At 32.9% G+C, this 17,369-nt stretch carries 18 protein-coding genes; 4 read left to right on the top strand and 14 right to left on the bottom strand.

Going from position 1 to position 17,369, the window contains the following annotated elements:
- Position 1 precedes the first annotated feature (1 nt).
- Positions 2-127: a FeoB-associated Cys-rich membrane protein gene (locus P0R33_RS13010; protein WP_115887728.1), complete on the top strand. Its 126-nt coding sequence runs from the start codon at positions 2-4 to the stop codon at positions 125-127.
- Positions 128-444: 317 nt separating this feature from the next.
- On the opposite strand, the gene P0R33_RS13005 is transcribed toward P0R33_RS13010, so the two are convergent.
- From P0R33_RS13005 to P0R33_RS12995, 3 genes are all read right to left on the bottom strand, one after another.
- Positions 445-1,098 carry an HD domain-containing protein gene (locus P0R33_RS13005; protein WP_276171620.1) on the bottom strand — a complete coding sequence of 218 codons (654 nt, stop codon included), beginning with the start codon at positions 1,096-1,098 and terminating at the stop codon, positions 445-447.
- Positions 1,099-1,358: 260 nt separating this feature from the next.
- Entirely contained in the window at positions 1,359-2,351 is a 993-nt protein-coding gene (locus tag P0R33_RS13000; RefSeq protein ID WP_276171619.1) for an acyl-ACP desaturase, read from the bottom strand.
- A gap of 45 nt (positions 2,352-2,396) precedes the next feature.
- The gene (locus tag P0R33_RS12995) at positions 2,397-3,143 is read right to left on the bottom strand and encodes a lysophospholipid acyltransferase family protein (protein ID WP_276171618.1); all 747 of its coding nucleotides are present in this window, start codon (positions 3,141-3,143) and stop codon (positions 2,397-2,399) included.
- A 125-nt stretch (positions 3,144-3,268) separates the two neighbouring features.
- Here P0R33_RS12995 and rnpA point away from each other — a divergent pair, with 125 nt between their 5' ends.
- From rnpA to P0R33_RS12980, 3 genes are all read left to right on the top strand, one after another.
- Positions 3,269-3,673 carry a ribonuclease P protein component gene (gene rnpA / locus P0R33_RS12990; protein ID WP_276171617.1) on the top strand — a complete coding sequence of 135 codons (405 nt, stop codon included), beginning with the start codon at positions 3,269-3,271 and terminating at the stop codon, positions 3,671-3,673.
- 70 nt (positions 3,674-3,743) lie between these two features.
- Positions 3,744-4,589, top strand: a complete 846-nt coding sequence (locus P0R33_RS12985; protein ID WP_276171616.1) for a DUF4349 domain-containing protein — start codon at positions 3,744-3,746, stop codon at positions 4,587-4,589.
- Between the two features lie 2 nt (positions 4,590-4,591).
- Positions 4,592-6,229 carry a S41 family peptidase gene (locus P0R33_RS12980; RefSeq protein ID WP_276171615.1) on the top strand — a complete coding sequence of 546 codons (1,638 nt, stop codon included), beginning with the start codon at positions 4,592-4,594 and terminating at the stop codon, positions 6,227-6,229.
- Positions 6,230-6,286: 57 nt separating this feature from the next.
- On the opposite strand, the gene P0R33_RS12975 is transcribed toward P0R33_RS12980, so the two are convergent.
- The 11 genes from P0R33_RS12975 to P0R33_RS12925 form a co-directional block, all read right to left on the bottom strand.
- Positions 6,287-6,736, bottom strand: coding sequence for a GNAT family N-acetyltransferase (locus P0R33_RS12975; protein ID WP_276171614.1), 450 nt, complete (start codon positions 6,734-6,736; stop codon positions 6,287-6,289).
- Between the two features lie 157 nt (positions 6,737-6,893).
- A complete protein-coding gene (locus P0R33_RS12970; protein WP_276171613.1) occupies positions 6,894-7,535 on the bottom strand; it encodes a DUF1579 domain-containing protein in 642 nt (213 codons plus the stop codon).
- A 191-nt stretch (positions 7,536-7,726) separates the two neighbouring features.
- Positions 7,727-8,695, bottom strand: coding sequence for a DUF4837 family protein (locus P0R33_RS12965; RefSeq protein ID WP_276171612.1), 969 nt, complete (start codon positions 8,693-8,695; stop codon positions 7,727-7,729).
- 47 nt (positions 8,696-8,742) lie between these two features.
- The gene (locus tag P0R33_RS12960) at positions 8,743-10,563 is read right to left on the bottom strand and encodes a LysM peptidoglycan-binding domain-containing protein (RefSeq protein ID WP_276171611.1); all 1,821 of its coding nucleotides are present in this window, start codon (positions 10,561-10,563) and stop codon (positions 8,743-8,745) included.
- A 110-nt stretch (positions 10,564-10,673) separates the two neighbouring features.
- On the bottom strand, positions 10,674-11,861 hold the full coding sequence (locus P0R33_RS12955; protein ID WP_276171610.1) for a phosphoglycerate kinase: 1,188 nt from the start codon (positions 11,859-11,861) through the stop codon (positions 10,674-10,676).
- 256 nt (positions 11,862-12,117) lie between these two features.
- Positions 12,118-12,624 (bottom strand): hypothetical protein, encoded by a 507-nt coding sequence (locus tag P0R33_RS12950; protein ID WP_276171609.1) that lies wholly within the window; start codon positions 12,622-12,624, stop codon positions 12,118-12,120.
- Entirely contained in the window at positions 12,621-13,325 is a 705-nt protein-coding gene (locus P0R33_RS12945; protein ID WP_276171608.1) for a hypothetical protein, read from the bottom strand. Before P0R33_RS12945 ends, P0R33_RS12950 begins: the two co-directional genes overlap by 4 nt.
- A gap of 21 nt (positions 13,326-13,346) precedes the next feature.
- Complete coding sequence (locus P0R33_RS12940) at positions 13,347-14,099, bottom strand: intradiol ring-cleavage dioxygenase (protein WP_276171607.1); 753 nt, start codon at positions 14,097-14,099, stop codon at positions 13,347-13,349.
- Positions 14,100-14,427: 328 nt separating this feature from the next.
- A complete protein-coding gene (locus tag P0R33_RS12935; RefSeq protein WP_276171606.1) occupies positions 14,428-15,117 on the bottom strand; it encodes a LytTR family DNA-binding domain-containing protein in 690 nt (229 codons plus the stop codon).
- Complete coding sequence (locus tag P0R33_RS12930; protein ID WP_276171605.1) at positions 15,114-15,980, bottom strand: sensor histidine kinase; 867 nt, start codon at positions 15,978-15,980, stop codon at positions 15,114-15,116. The genes P0R33_RS12935 and P0R33_RS12930 overlap by 4 nt, the downstream gene beginning before the upstream one ends.
- Before the next feature lie 390 nt (positions 15,981-16,370).
- Positions 16,371-17,351 (bottom strand): type IX secretion system membrane protein PorP/SprF, encoded by a 981-nt coding sequence (locus P0R33_RS12925; protein ID WP_246453307.1) that lies wholly within the window; start codon positions 17,349-17,351, stop codon positions 16,371-16,373.
- Positions 17,352-17,369: the final 18 nt, after the last annotated feature.

Raw genomic sequence — 17,369 nt, 5'->3', positions numbered from 1 at the left:
TATGTTTCAAGAAATTATAGCCTTTACAATATTAGGATTAGCCGTTGCTTTTTTGATTAAAAAGTTTTTCTTTAAATCGAAAAAGAAAAAAGATTGCGGTAATGGAACTGATTGTGGATGTTCTTAATTATAAGGTGCTAAGGTGCAGAGATTCTGAGGTACTAAGGTTTAAAAATACCAATAAAAAAGCTTCACATGAATTTTGAATTCGTGTGAAGCTTTTTTTATTTTTTCAAAATGTCTTTTAATGTTGTTTTTTAGACCTAAATGGATTATTTGTATATTTTACGAAAGCTACTTTTGTTGCATAAAACTAATTGAAATGGCAAATACAAATAAAACAGAAATAATTCGAGACAATAGAGTTGCAAGATTATTATGGTTTACATTAGGTTTCACCTGTGCAACTTTGATAGTTTATTTTATAATGAAAAAACATTAATATTACTTCACTCCTTCCCATTCTGCATAAAACTGAGCAAGGAAAGATTCCATGAAACGGTGTCTTTCTGCTGCGATTTCTTTTCCTTTTTCTGTATTCATTTTATCTTTTAGAAGTAAAAGCTTTTCGTAAAAATGATTTATCGTTGGCGCATTGTTCTTTTTATACTCCTCTTTTGTCATATTCGTCACAGGCGCGATTTCAGGATTATACAAAGCTCTGTTCTTAAATCCGCCGTAATTAAAAGCTCTTGCAACTCCAATCGCTCCAATTGCATCTAGACGATCAGCATCTTGTACAATATCCAATTCGACAGAAGAGAACTTCTTTTCGAAATTTCCGCCTTTATAAGAGATATTTTCAATGATATTGACAACATGAACAATTATCTCTTCAGAAACATTTTGAGCCTCTAAAAACGCTCGTGCTGTTTTTGGACCGATTGTTTCATCTCCATTATGAAATTTACTATCTGCAATGTCGTGCAATAATGCGCCCAATTGCACAACTGTAATATCGCATTCAGTGTCTTTTGCAATTAAAAGTGCGTTTTTATAAACGCGTTCAATATGAAACCAATCGTGTCCACCTTCGGCATCGTTTAGTTTTTCTTTTACAAAAGAGATGGTCTTATTAATTAATTCTGAAGTGCTCATAAAAATGCCCTTTAATTATATTTTATAAAAAAATGTTGATTGTCAAAGATTTAAAGCCTTCAACAATCAACAAGTATATTTTAATTTAAACTAAAGCAACAAAGTTGCTTTTAATAAAACTCCAAATTCTAAATTCACATTTTATGTCTTCCTGAGCGAAGTCGAAGGACATATAGTATTGATTTAGCATGCGATCCTTCGACTTCGCTCAGGAGGACAAGCTTTGTAATCACTATACAGAAAATCTAAAATCTAAAATTTTACAATCTCGCAGGTTCAACCCATTTAAAGATATGCGATTCTTGCGGAATTACAATTCTTTCTGAAATTCTCGCCATACGAGCTGGTAACTTCATTAAGTAATCACGGGCTTTTTCTGCTTCGTCAGTCAAATTAGAGATTTTATCAATTTCCCATTTGTTCATTAATTTCTGCATAATTTCAACGTAATCATTTGCTGTATAAACACCAATACGTTGTGCAGAATCTGAAAATTGCTCAAAAGCTGTACTGATTTTTTGTCCAGATTCTCTCAAGAAATGCGCAGGCATAACGATTTTTTGTTTCATCATGTATTGAAACGCCAACATCATTTCGCTAGGATCAACTTGGAAAATTCTAGTTACAAATTCGCTATATGCGTGGTGATGACGCATCTCGTCACCCGCAATCATTTTACACATTTTAGACAACTTGTTATCGCCAAATTTCTTTGCGATTTGCGAAACTCTATTATGAGAAACGTAAGTTGCTAATTCCTGGAAACTAGTATATACAAAGTTTTTGTACGGATCAGAACCAGTCCCAATATCAAAACCGTCGTTGATCAAATGTTGCGTTGTCATTTCGATTTCACGCATATTGACACGACCAGACAAATACAAGTATTTATTTAAAAGATCTCCGTGACGGTTTTCTTCTCCGGTCCATTGACGGATCCATTTAGACCAACCGTTACCACCATCTTCTACCTGGTTTACACCTTCAACATCCATTAACCAAGACTCATATGTAGGCAAAGCTTCTTCGGTGATGGTGTCACCAACAAGCGTAACCCAGAAATCGTATGGAAGTTCTTTAGCAATTTCGCGTAATTCTTTTACCTCTTCAAAGAAATTTTCTCCTTCAGAATTTGGTAAAAAATCAGACGGCTGCCAAATTTTTTCCACTGGAATTAAATACTGTTCAACGAAGCTATCCACGTTTTTTTCCAAAAACTGCATTACTTCTAATCTAATGTTTTTTATAGACATTACTTATATTAAATTTGGGTTTTACGTTTTAGCTCGGACTAAAACTTAAACCTGTTTATACTCATTTATTCCTTCTTTAACCGCTTTTTCAGTAATCTCCATAAGCTCTTCAAACTTGTAATCTTTCACAGCCAAAGCTGGATGAGCCGTAAACTTCAGGTGATTTCCTAAACCAACAGGAAAAAAACCAAATTTTACCATTTTCCAAGAATTATTAATACTCACCGGTACAACATATGCAGAAGGCGCATATTTGCATAAAATTTTTAAACCGCTTTGAGCGAATTCTTTTGGTTTTCCTGTCTTGCTTCTTGTTCCTTCTGGAAAGATAACGGCAGATCTTGTGTTTTTTTCGATATATTCAGACAAGCCTTTGATAACTGGTATCGCTTGTTTAGGGTCTTTTCGGTCAATTAAGACAGATCCTCCGTATTTCAAATTAAAAGAAACACTCGGAATTCCGCTGCCTAATTCCTTCTTACTTACAAATTTACAATGAAAACGTCTAAAGTACCAAATCATTGCCACGATATCGTACATACTTTGATGATTTGCCACGAAAATGATTGGAACTCCCGTCGGAATTGTCTCTCTATTTTCAATTGTATATCTCGTTCCAACAAGATTAGTGCATCTTAAAAGGCAGAAATTTAAATAATCAACACTTTTTTTGTGAGCTTGGTAACCAAAAACATTTAAACAAATCCATTGTATTGGATGAAAAACAGCCAAACACAAACCAAATAATAAATAGTAAATTACCGATATTGGATAAGATATAATTTTTTCCATGCTTCAAAAATTAATGCGCAAAAGTAATAAATATATTTTTAGACTTATTAAAATTAAAAACAATAACCGTTTTTCTGGTTTAATTGTACCTTTGTACCAAAATTTGCAAATTTTTTCTGAATTAAATGAACTTTACTTATCCTAAAAACGAGCGTTTAAAAAGCAAGACCATAATCGGATTACTGTTTTCTGAAGGAAAATCGGTTTCTAAATATCCGCTTCGTTTGGTTTACCGTCAAGCGGAAGAAAATTCAGAAGAACAAACCAAGGTTGGAGTTTCGGTTTCTAAGAAATATTTCAAAAAAGCTGTTGATCGAAATTACTTCAAAAGAGTTTTGAGAGAAACGTATCGATTGAACAAACATTTGCTTTTGGATAATCTAAATGAAAAGTATTCTATTATGCTTTTTTATCAGACAAAAGACAGATTATCTTATGAAGAAATCAATACCAAAATGATTCAATTGTTTGAGAAATTTTCACTGCAAATCAACAAAACTCCAGATTCTGAGCAGAAAACCGAATCGTAAATTTCAAAACGTAAGATTAATAAGCAACTTAGACAAAAAAATCGTAGTTTTAGATTTAAATTGAAACTTTATGCGTCACATTTTCTTTTTATTATCTTTAGTTTTAATTCTTTCTGGCTGCAATAAAGCTGATGCTTCAGCTGATGAAAACATCGTTATTTCTGCTGTAAAAATGCCTGCAAAAGCAGAAAGCAACTCTTACGACAGAAGTCCGGATCCGGCTTCTCCACCACCAGCTCCAAAGGATAAAGAAAAAATTGAGCAAAAAATCATTAAAGAAGCGACTTTAAAATTTGAAACTGATAATTTAGAAAATTCTTTTGGGCAAATTCAAAAAGCTGTTGCTAATAGTAGAGCCAGAATAATAAACGATTCTGAGGGAAAAGATTTTGCAACTGTTTTCAGAAATCTTACTATAAAAGTACCAGGCCAGAATTTTGACCGTTTTATAAATGATATTTCTAAAGGTGTTTCGTATTTTGAAGTAAAAACTATTTCTGCTCAAGATGTTACAGAACAATATATTGATCTTACTTCGAGATTAAAAACCAAGAAAAAACTAGAAGAACGTTATCTTGAAATTTTAAAGAAAGCGAACAAAGTCAGTGAGATTTTAGAAATTGAAGAACAAATTTCTGCTATTCGCGAAGAAATTGAAGCCAAAGAAGGTCAGCTGAAATATTTAGAAAGTCGTGTTTCTGAAAGCACAGTTACAATTGAATTTTACAAAACAATACCTGAAAAAGAAGGTGTTAAAATATCTTACGGTTCCAAACTTTGGAGTGCAATTGAATCTGGATTCTATACTTTATCCGATTTATTGATTTCATTATTAAGTGCTTGGCCTTTTGTAATTTTGTTTGTTGTATTTGCCTATTTTATTAGAAAAAGATTAAAAAGAAGAAAAAAAGAATAATCATGTATCCGTATTTCAAAAAGAAATTTATTATACCAGTCGCTGCGGCGGGAATGTTGTTTGTTGGAACCAGTTTTAAAGAAGATTTTTTCGAAATTGCCAAGCAGATCGAAATTTTCACAACGTTGTTTAAAGCCGTAAACACCAATTATGTAGACGAAACGAATCCTGGCGATTTGATGGATAAAGCGATCAAAAGCATGTTGGGAAGTTTAGATCCGTATACGGTTTATTTTAACGAACAAGATGTGGTAAATTTCAAAATCAATAATACTGGCGAATATACAGGAATCGGCGCATTGATTTCTAGAAAAAAAGATCGCTTAATTGTTCGCGAACCTTATAAAAATTATCCAGCCGATAAAGCTGGTCTAAAAGCAGGCGACGAAATTATTCAAATTGGCGATGTCTTAATTGCCGATTTTAAAGACGATGCTTCTCAATTATTAAAGGGAACAAAAAACACTAAAATTAATATCAAATATCTGCGTCAGGGAAAACCTTTTACGACGGTTTTGGTTTTAGATGAAGTAGATATTAAGTCAGTTCCTTTCTACGGAAAAATTGATGAAAAAACGGGATATATTGTTTTGGCACATTTTAGCAGAAAAGCTTCAAACGAGGTAAAAGAAGCACTTGAAAAATTAAAAGCCGACGGCGCAACGCAAATTGTTTTAGATTTAAGAGGAAATCCTGGAGGTTTATTAAATGAAGCGATTGACATTTGTAATTTATTTGTTCCGAAGAATGAAGTAATTGTAACGACTAAATCGAGAATCGAAAAACACAACAATACGTATAAAACACAAAAAGAACCGGTTGACACTCAAATTCCACTGGCCATTTTAGTAAACGGAAGAAGTGCTTCGGCATCTGAAATTGTTTCGGGCGCATTACAAGATTTAGATCGTGCGGTTGTTTTAGGAAGCAGAAGTTTCGGAAAAGGTTTGGTGCAACGTTCTGTTGATTTAACATATGGAACTCAGCTAAAAGTAACGATTTCAAGATATTATACACCTTCAGGAAGATGTATTCAAGCGTTGGATTATGCGCATAAAGACAAAAATGGAATCGCTCAAAAAACGGATGCGAAGAATTTTAATGCTTTCAAAACCAGAAAAGGAAGAACGGTTTATGATGGCGGAGGTGTTTTACCAGATATTGAATTAGAAGAAACTAAAATTAGTCCGATTGCTACGGCTTTGATTAAAAACGATGGTGTTTTTGATTATGCAACGACTTATTATTACAAAAATCCGAATTTGGGAGATAAGATTCCAACTATTTCAGATGCAGATTATACGGCTTTCAAACAATATTTGAAAACCAACAAAATCTCTTTTGATACAGAAACCGAAGTTGCTTTGAGAAATACTTTAGCTGCAGCTAAAAATGAAAAAATAGACGAAACCATTGCTCCTGAATATCAGCAATTATTAGCCGCTTTGGAGAAAAGCGAAACTACTTTATTGGATAAAAACCAAAAGGAAATCAAAAATATGATTCAAGAAGAATTGATTAAAAGATATCAATATCAAGAAGGTTTGTATCAGTTTTATATTAAAAACAATTCTGAAATCAAAAGAGCTGTGAGTGTATTGAACAATCAAACTGAATATAAGACGATTTTAAAAATGTAAAAAGAAGCCCGCTAGAAAATAACTAGCGGGCTTCTTTTTAATAATAAATTTGAAAAATTATATATCTCGAATCATCTCAATATGCTCAATATCATCTTCTAAATACATTTCGCTCGTCTGCACAAAACCGTGGCTTTCGTAGAATTTCTTTAAATACAATTGCGCTCCAATTGTTATTTTATCTTTTCCGAAATTAGATTTAATTTCAGCAATTGCGACTTGCATTAATTCATGCCCCCATTTTCTGTCTCTATAATTGGCATCAACAGTTACTCTTCCGATTGAAGCATTATCGAATGAAATTCCGGCATCGAATAAACGAGAGTACGCCACAATTTTGCCTTCATATTCTCCCATTAGGTGTAAAGCTTTTTTGTCTTTGCCATCAAGATCCAAATAAACGCAATTTTGCTCCACTACAAAGATTTCACTTCTAAGTTTGAGCAAATCATATAGCTCATTTACATTTAATGCCTCAAAAGGCTTTATTTTCCATTTTAATTCCATTCTTTCTTTTTTTGCCACAAAGGCACGAAGGCGCTAAGTTAAATTATTTTTTAGCTGTGATAAAGTTTTTTATAAAAATCGAAAAGACACAAAGTCATATCTCATAGAATAAACCTTTGTGCCTTTGCAACTTTGTTCCTTTGTACCTAAAAAAAAACTACTTTTTAGTCATTACAATTTCCATGCTTTTATATTCTGAGCCGTTTTTGACATCGTACATTTCCATTTTTCTAGTTTTTGGATCCACAATCGTATACACTTCTCTGTACGGTGTTTTTTTACCATTAACAGGATTGACCATCTCGCCTTTTAGTTCCATACTTTTTTTGCTTTCATCGTATTTTCCCATGGCAACCATCATTCCAGTTCCCATATTATCAATAAAAGTTGTCGTATATTCTTGACTAGCATTATTGTAGGCTAAAGTACTTTTTCCTTCAAAAGGCTGTCCCATCATGGTTCCTTTATAATCTGATTCTTGATAACGTCCGCCCAAAATCATTCTAATAACGGCTACTGAATTTGCTTTTTCTGGTTTTCCATTTGGTTCATACCAGAAAGTCATATCGCAATTCCAAGTTCCAACTTCGTCTGCCATCATTTTATGAGGGTTTCCTGGTGTTGCATATTCTTGCCAGGCTTTCATTTGTGCTGCAGAATCTACTGGTTCTTCAATAAGTGGTTCTTCGGTTTTAACAGCAACAGAATCTGATGCTGTTGCAACTTCTGTTTTTACTTCTTTTTTGCAAGAAACAAAACACATTGTTATAATTGCTAATGCGGTGGTTACTTTTTTCATAACTATTTGTTTTTATGTTTGTTACGAATAAAGTTACGGAATTTTTTGTTTCAAGTTTGAAGTTTCAAGTTTCAGGTTTTATATACTTTGTCTTTTTAACCGAAAAGTTTGCTAAGGATTGCGCGAAGAGCGTAATTTTTTTCTTTTGCATGAACTTGAAACTTCAAACCTGAAACTTGAAACAAAACCTCTTACCGTTTGTCGATTTTGACTGTTTTGATTATAGCTTCTAGTTCTAACATTAAATCACGTTCTTGATGAGAAGGAGAATAGCAGAATCCTTCAATCACTAAAACTCTATTGAAGGTTTCGTCTAAAATGGCATAATTAATAAAAGGTCCCGTCATGAAATCATTTTTCAACTCCCAAGTTCCTTTTGTTTCGTAAGCGTCTTTGTTGTCAAGTTTTACTTTTGAAAAATATGGTGCGTACGCTTCGCTGGTGATCATTTGTGTATTTTGTTCACGTCCTTGAATGTATTTTCCAACAGAATCACGCATTTTTACAATAGCGTTTATAACATCTTTTTTCTTTTTAAAGTTGTTAAGAGGAATCTGATACAGCAATAAACTTGTGTTTCCACTAATGATTTCTTTCTTCAGCCAAATAAATTTCTTCTTGTGCGACATATATTCATAACCTGTTGGAATCTGAATATTTATGTGGAATTTATTCTTTATGATAGCTTTATTCAATAACGAAGTGCTGTTATCTTCTTGAATTTTTTTGATTTCTGCGTCGTGAATTTCTTTTATAATTTGAGCAGAATTTAATTCGATACTACAGATAAGATCATCTACAGATTTTCCGTAAATGCGAAAAGTGTTGTGAGGCAACGCTTTATTTCGAATGATTTCGAATTTATCGACTGGCGCTTTTTTTACCACAATAATGCTTCGGCTATCGGTAACAAAGCCTTCTAATAATCTGGCAGGATATTGATTGATGGTAAAAAGCGGTTCTTCTTGCGTAAGTCCAAGAACTGGCGAAGCAAATTTATTTCGAATACTATCACCAACTTCACCGTACCAAAGTTGGTCATCAATTATGACCGAAATGGTATTGGTTTTTCCTGAAGCAGTTTCATTTTGTTTTTCACCTTTGAAACATGAAATCAGAAAAAATGGAAGTAATAGCAATAAAAAATGGGTTTTATTCATTTTCTTAATTTATGAAATAAAACCCAAATTTAAATAAGATTTTGTATTTATCCGTTTATTTTAAGTTTCATTCCCGGTTTAATATCTTCATCTTTAATACCATTCCATTTTTTAATATCTGAAATTGTTACTCCAGGATATTTTTTAGAAATACTGTATAAAGAGTCTCCTTTTTTAACGTAATAATCTTCACCAACGTTTTTAGAAACTGCTTTTTTCTTAAATGAATCAACCGAGTTTGATGCAATTGCCGTTGTTGTTGCAGGTTCTTCAATAACTATTGCTGCTTTCGAAATAATAATTGTTTTTCCTAAACCAATATTATTTGAAGTCAAATTATTAAGTTCTTTTAACTCCGCAATAGTCGTACCGAATTTCTTTGCAATACTACCTAAATTATCACCCGCTACTACAACATAGTCCATATCAACACCTCCAGACTTTGATTTTTCGTCAGTAGCTGCGATAGCTTCTTCTCTTTTATCGTTAATTGGATTAGCTTTAACAGGTGTTTCTTCTTCAGATTTAATTTTTAAACTTCTTCCAATTGCAACTGAATTTGTTTTTAAGTTATTCCATTTCTTGATATCAGAAATACTTACATCGTATTTAGAGGCAATTGCTCCCAGATTATCTCCTTTTCTAACTTTATAAAACTCGAAATCGCTGTTATTCTTTTCAATTGCCGCTGGTTTAACCGTTGCAGGTTTTGCTTTTGGAGCATATTTTACAGCCAATCTAGATGAAGTCGATTTCATTTCAGAGTCATACTTTACGTAAGCATAAATCTGCGGTTCGTTAGACACAAAAGTTGCAATTTTATCTTTTGGAAGACGAATAAAATGTTGTTCTCCTTGATAAAACGGAACAACACCCATTTTATACGATGGATTTAAAAGCTGAATTTGAGATTGTGGCATATCTAATAAATCGGCAATCTGTTTGAAAGACATTTGATTTTTGATTGCTACAGTATCCGTTTCGAAGTTTTTAACTACTGCTCTTTCTGGATTAATTCCGTGTTCTTTGTGATATTCGAAAAGGTACATTGTTGCTAAGAAAGCTGGAACGTAACCTTGAGTTTCTCTTGGAAGATAATTGCGAATGTCCCAGTATTTTGTTTTTCCGCCAGAACGACGAATTGCTTTGGTAACATTTCCTGGACCTGAATTGTAAGAAGCTAAAACCAGTTCCCAGTCGCCAAAAATATTGTACATTTTGGTCATGTATTCTGAACATGCAGCTGTAGCTTTAAGAGGATCGCTTCTTTCATCGATATAAGAATCGATTTTTAAAGCGTATTGTTTTCCGGTTCCGTACATAAATTGCCAAAGTCCCGTAGCGCCCATTCTAGAAACTGCTTTAGGATTTAAAGCAGATTCTACAACAGCTAAATATTTTATTTCCAAAGGAACATTTTGTTTGGCAAAAGCTTCCTCAAAGATTGGGAAATAATATTCTGATAAAGCCATTAATCGAGAAAACGATTTTTTACGGTTCTTAAGAAATGACTTTATTATATTTTCTAAACCTTGATTGTATTCAATCTCAAAAGGTGATTTCTCATTCATTGCTGCCAAACGTTGTTTTAGCAATTCTGTTGGCAATTCTTCATCAACCGTAACGTCTTTGTTGATGGTTTGAATGTCTTTGGTCAGGTCTTCATATATATCTAGACTTACTAATTCGTTCATCCATAAACTATCTACTTTTGAAGCTAGTTCATTTTTTTTGAATGTACTTTTTATAGAGTCTAAATATGTTACCTTAACTTCGGGCTTACTTTCAAAATTCGATGCTGTTTCTTGTGAAAAGGCAGCCATCGTAAAGAAAGCAGAAACCACTAATGATATTTTCCTTACAATCATATAACATTTTTTTAAAATTCTGTAATTCAAATAATTACGAGAAGTGTACTTTTGCAAAAATAAGTTCTTTATCGAAGAAAACTAATTAAAAAAATGTTAATTGTGATATTTTAGTCTAAAATAGCAGCGATTCCAGGTAAAATTCTTCCTTCTAACATCTCAAGCATTGCCCCACCACCAGTAGAAACATAGCTCATTTTATCTTCGAATCCGAACTGTTTTACAGCCGCAACAGAATCTCCACCTCCAACTAATGAAAATGCTCCATTTGCGGTAGCTTCTGCGATATAATCTCCTAATGCAATTGTTCCTTTAGAGAAAGTTTCCATTTCAAAAACACCTAATGGACCGTTCCAAAGAATTGTTTTTGACTCTAAAATTACTTTTTTGAAGTTCTCTAAAGATTTTGGACCTGCGTCTAAACCTTGCCATCCATCAGGAATTGCAGTTACATCTACAATTTGAGTATTGGCTGTATTCGAAAAATCGTCAGCAGCAACAACATCAACAGGAATGTGAACTTGTACATTTTTCTCTTTTGCTAATCTTAAAATTTCTAAAGCTAAATCTAATTTGTCATCTTCGCAGATAGACTCACCGATTTTTCCGCCTTGTGCTTTAATGAAAGTAAAAGTCATTCCTCCACCAATAATCATGTGATCTACTTTATCTAAGATATTTTCGATAACCGTGATTTTAGAAGAAACTTTAGAACCACCAAGAACGGCAGTTACAGGTTTTTCGCTGTTTTTTAATACTTTATTTAAACTTTCAATTTCTTTTGCTAATAATGTTCCGAAAGTTTTATCGTTCGGGAAGAATTGTGCAATAATTGTAGTCGATGCGTGTGCTCTGTGAGCTGTACCAAATGCATCATTTACATAAACATCTCCAAGAGAAGCCAATTCTTTAGCGAAAGCTACATCTCCAGCTTCTTCTTCAGCATGAAAACGTAAATTTTCTAATAATAAAACTTCACCTGGTTTTAAATCTTTTGCTGCTGCTTGAGCTGCTTCTCCAACGCAATTCTCAGCAAATTTTACTGGAACCCCTAAAATATCAGAAGCTGTACTTAAAATATGTTTTAGAGAATATTTCTCTTCTGCTCCTTTTGGTCTTCCTAAATGCGACATTAAAATCACACTTCCGCCTTGCGCTAAAATAGCATCAATTGTAGGTTTAGCAGCTTCAATACGTGTTGTATCAGTTACATTAAAATTCTCATCCAAAGGCACGTTGAAGTCAACACGGATAATTGCTTTTTTATTTTTAAAATCGAAATCGTTTAAAGTTTTCATCTTGATAATTTTTAGTTTTTTTTAGAAAGAAAAACAAATATAGGACTTTTAGACTTCTAATAAATTCGAATAAACTAAAAAAGAAGCAATAAAAAGAACGAAAACGTTATAAATTTACAAAAAAATTGATTTATTTAAGAATAAAAACAATTTTAGACTGTAATTCATTACTACTAAAAATAAAAAAACCTTTCCTGTCAACAGAAAAACAGGAAAGGCAAAAAATGAAAATAGACAATTTTTTGTTTTTGGAGGTTTAATTTTCTGTCTGAATGTAACAAATAGATAAATTATTCTGAACAGGAAACATTATGGTTCCGAATTCGTTTTTGTTTTCAATGTCTTTAGACACAAGATAGTTTCCTTCGATAATTCCGAAATAATGTAATAAAGGCGAATAAAAAGTGATTCCGATTTTATGTTTTGATGAATCTGAAATATCTGTATTTATAATGTCTAATTGATAGTTTATAAAAGGAAAATAGTTGTTCCCTAAAACGTCTGCAACGCGGTGAAAGTTTCCTTTTAATTGTTCTACGTATCCACTTGCAGCAATTCCAGTTAAGAAATGCAACTGATTGGCTTTTTTATTCTCGCTCAGCAATTCTCTAAAAGTATTCTTTGGATTTTCCACCGAATTAAACTGCTGACTCTGCATTTGATATTCTTTGAAAGTATCTTCAAAAACATATTTATCCCAAAGAAATGAAGATGAATTATCGATTACAATGCGATACGCTAACTTTATTTTAGTAATCTTCATGAATTAAGTGTTTTTATTGGAACTTCGATAACCAATAGAATTGCATTTTCTGAAAGCGCTTCCCATTCAATTTTTTCTGTTTCTTTTAAAGCTAATCCGTCTTTGGCTTCTAAAAGTCGGTCTTCAACTTCAAAAGCTCCATTGACCACAAATACGAAAATTCCGTTTTTGGCATTTCGTAAAGTAAAAGATCCTTGCTTTCTTCCATCATAAAGTCCAATAAATCCTAGTGCTCTTTCGACCTCAAATAAAGAATGAAGTTTATTATGCATGCTAAAATCGAACTTATATTGTTGAAAATAGTTTTTGAAATATTGTTTTCCCATATCAAATTCAATTTCCAAATAACTCACATTTTCATCCTTATATGGATTAAAAATTTCAACCGTCAATTCATCATCTGCTGCGAGAACCCGAATTTGATCTACGCGCAGAAACTCCGTATTTCCCAAATTATCTTTGTATTCAATTCCGCCAAATAAAGGCAGAATAATAACATTTGTCCTTGATTTTATTTCTCTAATAATGCGCTGTTGCGGAGCAAGTATTACTTCGTTTAAAATCTTTAAAGATCCAAATGCGTTTCTCGATAAATCTTGATATTGTTCAAAATTAAAAGTTGCAAAACAATTGTGCTTATCTGAATTGAAAAAGCCTCTTGAATCTGACTTATAAATCTGTGCTGGAATCTGCGCTATCATGGTAAACTATTTTTAAGATAACTAACTCGCTACGTTAATGGTATGCGTTAAAACGTAACCTTCGCTTAAACTTCCTGTAACAGCTCCCAATTCGTTTGCTACAGAATCTGAAAACACATTATCTGAAGCATTATAAGTATAACCAGACATCCCTTTTGTATAACCATTTGCTGTAGATGCGTTTACTGTTGCAACTGCACTGCCTGTTCCTTCTGGAAAAGCAATTTGTGTTACCAATAATGAAGTTCCGCTAGAGTTGTAAATATGAACATGTATATGAGTTGCGCGTCCAGAATACCAACCTGGAAAAATAGACGTGAAAGTAACCAATCCGTTTTCATCTGTCGTTTGTCTTCCTCTTAAAAAGTGATAAGAAGTATAATTTACAGATTGCATACCAGTTCCGCCGTATTCTGAATAATAACCATCTTTATCGCAATGCCAAATATCAACGATTGCATCTTTTAGTGCGGCACAACTTGCTTTGGTGTTTTTAATTGTAATTTTAATCGTAAAAGCGACACCAGTTCTATCCATCACGATATTTGATTTTACCAAAGATGACGGCGTGATAGTTGGAAACGGTCCCGCTGTTTCTGATGGCGTAACTGAACAGCTTCCTGAAGATGATCCTGAACCAGAACTTGAACCAGAATCAGTTCCTGCTGAAGAATCTGATGAATCGTCATCTTTACTGCATGAGTTTATGATTGGAATTGCCAAAGTACCAATACCTACTAAACCCAAACCTCTTAAAAACTCTTTTCTTTCCATTTTTTTGCTTTTTTAAATGTTATTCAATTAAATGATTAACAGTTATTTTGAAGTAAAATTATTGGAATTTGAGGCGTTGTAAAAAGTTTGAGGTAAACGAGATTATTTATGCGGTAAATTGATAAAATATATTTTTTTGTAATAAAATTCAGTTGAAAAACATTCTCGTTTTTTTCATTGCCTAATTTGTAAAACGCTTTGGAGAAGCGAAATATTTATAGAAATTTTATTAGTCATTTATAATAAAGCTCCAGCGGAGCGACATCTACAAAGGCATTGTAAAAAAGATGTCGCTCCGCTGGAGCTTAATTGAATAATCGATATTATATCACTTTCCATCCAAAAGAGCAAAGAAACCTTCTTCGTAACTGGCGCTTATTGGAATTTCTGTCTGATCTATAAAAATGATTTTGTTTCTAATTTTCGAAACTTTTGAAACTGGAATTATAAACGAACGGTGCACACGCACAAATTCTGTTTCTGGCAGTTTTTGAAGAATTGCTTTTAATGTCATTCTTGCCACAACCGTTTTTTGGTTTTGGATGTGAATTTTTAGATAATCGTCTAATCCTTCGATAAACAAAATATCAGAAAATAGGATTTTAATTAGGCTATAATCGGCACGAATAAAAAGATATTGCTGTTCTATGTTTTGATTTTGAAGTTTCCATTGCGAATATGCTTTTTCAGTCGCTTGTTGGAATCTTGAAAGTGAAATTGGTTTGAGCAGATAATCTGTAGCGCTTAAAGTAAAACCTTCTACAGCAAATTCAGAATAAGCGGTTGTAAAAATCACCATCGTTTTGTGTGGCAGTTTTTTATAAAAATCTAATCCAGAAATTGACGGCATATTGATATCCAGAAACAATAAATCTACTGGATATTTCTTCAAATATTTGAATGCTTCATCTGACTTTGTGAAAGTTTTCTCAAGTTCAATGTACTCGATTGTATCGCATAAACTTTGGAGGATTTCTAAAGCCAAAGGCTCGTCATCTAATGCAATTGCTTTTATCATCGTATTTTAACGCTCAAATTGACAATATATTTTTCTGCTGAATCTTCAATCATTAAAGCATGTTTATTAGGATAAACTAGTTTTAATCTTTCGATAGTATTTTGAAGTCCGATTCCAGAATCTGATTGAACAGAAAATGTTTTTCTATTAGAAACGTATAAAGTTAGTATTTCTTCTTCAATATCAATCTTAATGTAAATTTCTGAAGTCTGGTCGGGATTGACTCCGTGTTTAAATGCATTTTCGATAAAAGAAATCAAAATTAGGGGCGTTATGACTTTACCAGAAGTAATTCCGATTACGGAATAATTAATGTTTACCGTGTTTCCTAAACGTGTTTTCTGCAATGAAATGTAATTATTAATATAATTAATTTCTTTGCTTAATTCGATTACCTCATCGTTTGAATTGGTCATGATGTAACGCATTAATTCTGATAACTGAACAACCGCGTCTGGAGTTCTGTCATCTTTTTTTAGCGCTAATGCATAAATGCTATTTAGCGTATTAAACAAAAAATGCGGATTGATTTGTGCTTTTAGAAAAGCCAATTCAGATTTTACCTTTTCTTTCTCTACGCCTTGAAGTCTTCCAGAAATGGCAAATAGTAAACTAGATATTACGCCTATTAAGTATACTAAAGTTGTATGTCCGTATTGTGTTGGTGGTCCGCCGTTAAATTCAAAAGACATTGGATTGCTACCATGTGGAGGAGGCGGAAATCTTGGATCGAATGGTTTTGGATGAACTGGAAATTTTCCGGAATGGTATTCAAAATCTAAAAAATTGCGGCTTGGATGATCTAAAACAGTCGAAATCCAAAGAAAAAATAAAAGGAAAACCAAAATTATTAAATAATACAAAAGCTTTTTATCTGAGAAATAAAGTTTTGGAATTAAATAATAATAGTTGAAATAAAAGAAACAAAGGAGTGTGAAATAAATGAATAAGTAAATTCGATCATGTGCGTTTGTATACAAATGCGGTAACGAAAAAACGTTATTTGTTGACGTAAATGCATACGGCAAAAATAAAAAAGCGAGGCACAAAACTACGTGTTTCGCATAGAGTGAAAATTTTGCTTTCATGAATCAAATTTGATTTATACCTTTTTGAAAAACAAAACGATATCATTTCAAATTTAATATTATTAAAAGTCTATTTCAAATTATTGCGGTAAAAACACCTAATGTTGCGGCTCGCTTTAAAATATTGTGGCTTTTCAGCTATTTAACATGATCGTCTTTTGGCGATTAATCGTGAACTGGACTCTGCGTACAAGGACAGTTACTGATAGATTGTAAGAAATCGAATCCGATTGTGATCGAATGTGTTCCTGAATTATAGCTTCCAAGTCCGTTAAACATCATTTGGTACGAATAAGCAAAATAGAACTTAGATTTCATAAAACCTGCCATTGGACCTGCTGCTAAAGGTTTTGGAAATTGGTCGTTTAAGAAACGGTATGAAACTCCAATCCAATAGTAATCTTCGTAACGATTGTAACGTCTGTATTTGAAGTTAAAATCGGTTGTAGAACGTCCATCACTTGCAAAATACTGCAAGAAAACCGATGGTTCGTATTCGATACGTCTATTTTCGCCGTCTTTGAAAGTAAATCCAGAGTAAACCTGAAAGTTAGAAAGCAAATCTGGTTCGTTTGTTCTTTCTTTAGTCAAGTTTTTCTTCAAAACGTTATTGGCATTAAAACTTAAATAAAAGCCTTTAAAACGATACAAAGCACTAATATCAAAGTTATTGTTTGATGTTTGGCGATTGTCTGTAACGGTTGGATCTATAGGGCCTCCTGGAGCATTTACATCTCCAATGAAATTTCCTGTTTCTAAACGAAAACTATTGAAGTTATACGAAATACCAAAAGATAAATATTGCTCAGAATAATAATCTAAAATAAGGTGATGCGCAAACGAAACCTTTGCTCCTGTTTGTCTTGTATTTCCGTTGCTATCATTATACAATGACAAACCAACACCCGAACGGTCTAAAACACGAAAATCGGCATACAATGATTGGTTATCTGGCGCATCTTTAATTCCAACCCATTGCGTAAGACCGTTGGCTCTAATACGAAGATTATCTCCAATTCCGGCATAAGCAGGGGAAAGAATAAAAGGGTTATCAGCCAAATACTGAGTAAACACTGGTAGGTTTAACTCTTGGCTGTAACTTGTTGTTACAGCCATGAGTACTAAGGATAGAATAAACTTTTTCATTGTATTAATTTTTTTAGA

This window comes from Flavobacterium sp. YJ01, assembly GCF_029320955.1.
In the GTDB taxonomy this organism is placed as follows: domain Bacteria; phylum Bacteroidota; class Bacteroidia; order Flavobacteriales; family Flavobacteriaceae; genus Flavobacterium.
This window is presented reverse-complemented; position numbering and strand designations above follow the sequence as displayed.

Bases quoted from the DNA above. Each gene is read 5' to 3' on its own strand.
- P0R33_RS12960 (WP_276171611.1), bottom strand. From the start codon at position 10,563: ATGATTGTAAGGAAAATATCATTAGTGGTTTCTGCTTTCTTTACGATG.
- P0R33_RS12985 (WP_276171616.1), top strand. From the start codon at position 3,744: ATGCGTCACATTTTCTTTTTATTATCTTTAGTTTTAATTCTTTCTGGC.
- rnpA (WP_276171617.1), top strand. From the start codon at position 3,269: ATGAACTTTACTTATCCTAAAAACGAGCGTTTAAAAAGCAAGACCATA.
- P0R33_RS12950 (WP_276171609.1), bottom strand. From the start codon at position 12,624: ATGAAGATTACTAAAATAAAGTTAGCGTATCGCATTGTAATCGATAAT.
- P0R33_RS12965 (WP_276171612.1), bottom strand. From the start codon at position 8,695: ATGAATAAAACCCATTTTTTATTGCTATTACTTCCATTTTTTCTGATT.
- P0R33_RS12970 (WP_276171613.1), bottom strand. From the start codon at position 7,535: ATGAAAAAAGTAACCACCGCATTAGCAATTATAACAATGTGTTTTGTT.
- P0R33_RS12945 (WP_276171608.1), bottom strand. From the start codon at position 13,325: ATGATAGCGCAGATTCCAGCACAGATTTATAAGTCAGATTCAAGAGGC.
- P0R33_RS13005 (WP_276171620.1), bottom strand. From the start codon at position 1,098: ATGAGCACTTCAGAATTAATTAATAAGACCATCTCTTTTGTAAAAGAA.
- P0R33_RS12975 (WP_276171614.1), bottom strand. From the start codon at position 6,736: ATGGAATTAAAATGGAAAATAAAGCCTTTTGAGGCATTAAATGTAAAT.
- P0R33_RS12935 (WP_276171606.1), bottom strand. From the start codon at position 15,117: ATGATAAAAGCAATTGCATTAGATGACGAGCCTTTGGCTTTAGAAATC.
- P0R33_RS12955 (WP_276171610.1), bottom strand. From the start codon at position 11,861: ATGAAAACTTTAAACGATTTCGATTTTAAAAATAAAAAAGCAATTATC.
- P0R33_RS12980 (WP_276171615.1), top strand. From the start codon at position 4,592: ATGTATCCGTATTTCAAAAAGAAATTTATTATACCAGTCGCTGCGGCG.
- P0R33_RS12940 (WP_276171607.1), bottom strand. From the start codon at position 14,099: ATGGAAAGAAAAGAGTTTTTAAGAGGTTTGGGTTTAGTAGGTATTGGT.
- P0R33_RS13010 (WP_115887728.1), top strand. From the start codon at position 2: ATGTTTCAAGAAATTATAGCCTTTACAATATTAGGATTAGCCGTTGCT.
- P0R33_RS12995 (WP_276171618.1), bottom strand. From the start codon at position 3,143: ATGGAAAAAATTATATCTTATCCAATATCGGTAATTTACTATTTATTA.
- P0R33_RS13000 (WP_276171619.1), bottom strand. From the start codon at position 2,351: ATGTCTATAAAAAACATTAGATTAGAAGTAATGCAGTTTTTGGAAAAA.
- P0R33_RS12925 (WP_246453307.1), bottom strand. From the start codon at position 17,351: ATGAAAAAGTTTATTCTATCCTTAGTACTCATGGCTGTAACAACAAGT.